Below are 1,978 nucleotides of genomic sequence, written 5' to 3'. Positions count from 1 at the left end.
CGAGCTCGGCCAGCTGGGCACGGGCACCGCTCAGCGCGGCCTCGACCTGGTCGCGCCGCTCGCGCAGCGCCGACTCGTCGGCGATCTCCTGCTCCAGCTGCGCGGAGAGCTGGGCCAGGTCGTCGGCCAGCAGCCGCGCCTTGGAGTCACGCAGGTCGGCCTGCACGACGGCGGCCTTGCGCGCCACCTCGGCCTGGCGGCCCAGCGGCCCGAGCTGACGGCGGATCTCGGCCGTGAGGTCACCCAGACGCACCAGGTTGGCCTGCATGGCATCGAGCTTGCGCAGCGCCTTCTCCTTGCGGCGGCGGTGCTTGAGCACCCCCGCCGCCTCCTCGATGAAGCCGCGACGCTCCTCCGGGGTGGCGCGCAGGATCGCGTCCAGCCGCCCCTGGCCGACGATGACGTGCATCTCGCGGCCCAGGCCTGTGTCGGACAACAGCTCCTGGATGTCCAGCAGCCGGCAGCCCGAACCGTTGATCGCGTACTCCGAGCCGCCGTTGCGGAACAGCGTCCGGGAGATCGTCACCTCGGAGTACTCGATCGGCAGGGCGCCGTCGGCGTTGTCGATCGTCAGCGCCACCTCGGCGCGACCCAGCGGCGGGCGCCCGGCCGTGCCGGCGAAGATCACGTCCTCCATGGACCCGCCGCGCAGCGACTTGGCGCCCTGCTCACCCATCACCCAGGCGAGGGCGTCCACGACGTTCGACTTGCCCGAGCCGTTCGGGCCCACGACGCACGTGACACCCGGCTCGAAGCTCAACGTCGTCGCCGAGGCGAACGACTTGAACCCGCGCAGGGTCAGCGTCTTGAGGTGCACGTGCTGAGCCTAGGTGTCGGATGCGTGAAGGTCGGGCAGGTGGTGCGCCGCACGCTCAGGAGTCGAGGTCGGCGAACCAGAGCGCGATCTCCCGGGCGGCCGACTCCGGGCTGTCCGAGGCGTGGATGATGTTCTCGATCACCGCGGCACCCGTGTCCGCCGCCAGGTCGCCACGGATCGAGCCCGGGGCCGCTGTGGTCGGGTCCGTCGCCCCCGCGAGGGCACGCACCCCTTCGATGACCCGGTAGCCCTCGACGACGAGCGCCAGCACCGGACCGGACGCCATGAACGTGATGAGCGGGCCGACGAAGGGCTTGCCGGCGTGCTCGGCGTAGTGCTCGGCGAGCAGGGCCTCGTCGGCGGTGCGCAGCCGGGCCGCGACCGGGCGGTAGCCCTTGGCCTCGATCCGTCGCAGCACCTCACCCGACAGCCCGCGCCGCACGCCATCCGGCTTGACCAGGACGAGGGTGCGCTGAAGGTCGCTCATGACCACCGACCCTACCGGGCCGGCAGCACCGGGCCGGGGCCTTCGCCGGGGTGCGCGGCGTCCCAGGCAGCGCGTTCGGCGTCGACCCGGCCACCCAGCACGAGTGCGAGCACCCACAGGACGACGAAGACGACCGCGATCACGGTCATCATCGGCACGACGAGACCCGCCGCGACGAGGAAGACCTGCCCGACCGACCCGGCGACGTAGCCGCCCGGGCGCCGCACGGCACCGGCCATGAGCACGAGCGCGACCGCGAGCACACCGCCGGCCGCCCAGACGGCACCCGCCGGGGCGACCCGCAGACCGAAGGCGACGAGCGTCGCGAACACGACGACCATCGCCTCCAGGCCCAGCACGGTGGACGCGAACAGCTGCTTGGCTGGGCGCTTGCGCGCCACCGGGGCCGACGACGGACCGCTCACAGCTCGCCGAAACCGTCCTCGACCATCGCCACGGCCGCGTCCACCGCCTCGCGGGCCTGGGGTCCAGTGGCCCGGACCTGCAGCTCGCGGCCCTGCGTGGCACCGAGCGCCATGAGCGCGAGCACCGAGGCGCCGTCGGCACCGTCGACCTCGACCTGGGCGTCGAACCCGGCCATCGCGCGGGCCAGCACCGCGGCCGGCCGCGCGTGCAGCCCCATCGCGTTGCGCAGCGCGACGGTCCGCACGACG

The 1,978-nt window shown here is 73.4% G+C and carries 4 protein-coding genes; all 4 read right to left on the bottom strand.

Translation table 11 applies throughout. The annotated features are described in order from the left end of the window. Positions 1-817, bottom strand: an 817-nt coding sequence (locus F2B26_RS15960) for a chromosome segregation SMC family protein (protein ID WP_159811030.1), incomplete at its 3' end; no start/stop codon positions are given. A gap of 55 nt (positions 818-872) precedes the next feature. Next, positions 873-1,304, bottom strand: a complete 432-nt coding sequence (ndk, locus tag F2B26_RS15955) for a nucleoside-diphosphate kinase (protein ID WP_159811028.1) — start codon at positions 1,302-1,304, stop codon at positions 873-875. A gap of 11 nt (positions 1,305-1,315) precedes the next feature. Further along, entirely contained in the window at positions 1,316-1,729 is a 414-nt protein-coding gene (locus F2B26_RS15950) for a DUF4233 domain-containing protein (protein WP_159811026.1), read from the bottom strand. After that, a partial coding sequence (locus tag F2B26_RS15945; protein WP_159811024.1) for an HPr family phosphocarrier protein occupies positions 1,726-1,978 on the bottom strand: 253 nt, incomplete at its 5' end. The genes F2B26_RS15950 and F2B26_RS15945, both read right to left, overlap by 4 nt.

The sequence above is a fragment of the Cellulomonas citrea genome (assembly GCF_009829685.1).
In the GTDB taxonomy this organism is placed as follows: Bacteria; Actinomycetota; Actinomycetes; order Actinomycetales; family Cellulomonadaceae; genus Cellulomonas; species Cellulomonas citrea.
This window is presented reverse-complemented; position numbering and strand designations above follow the sequence as displayed.

Coding starts and splice junctions, on each gene's coding strand:
- ndk (WP_159811028.1), bottom strand. CDS start 1,304: ATGAGCGACCTTCAGCGCACCCTCGTCCTGGTCAAGCCGGATGGCGTG.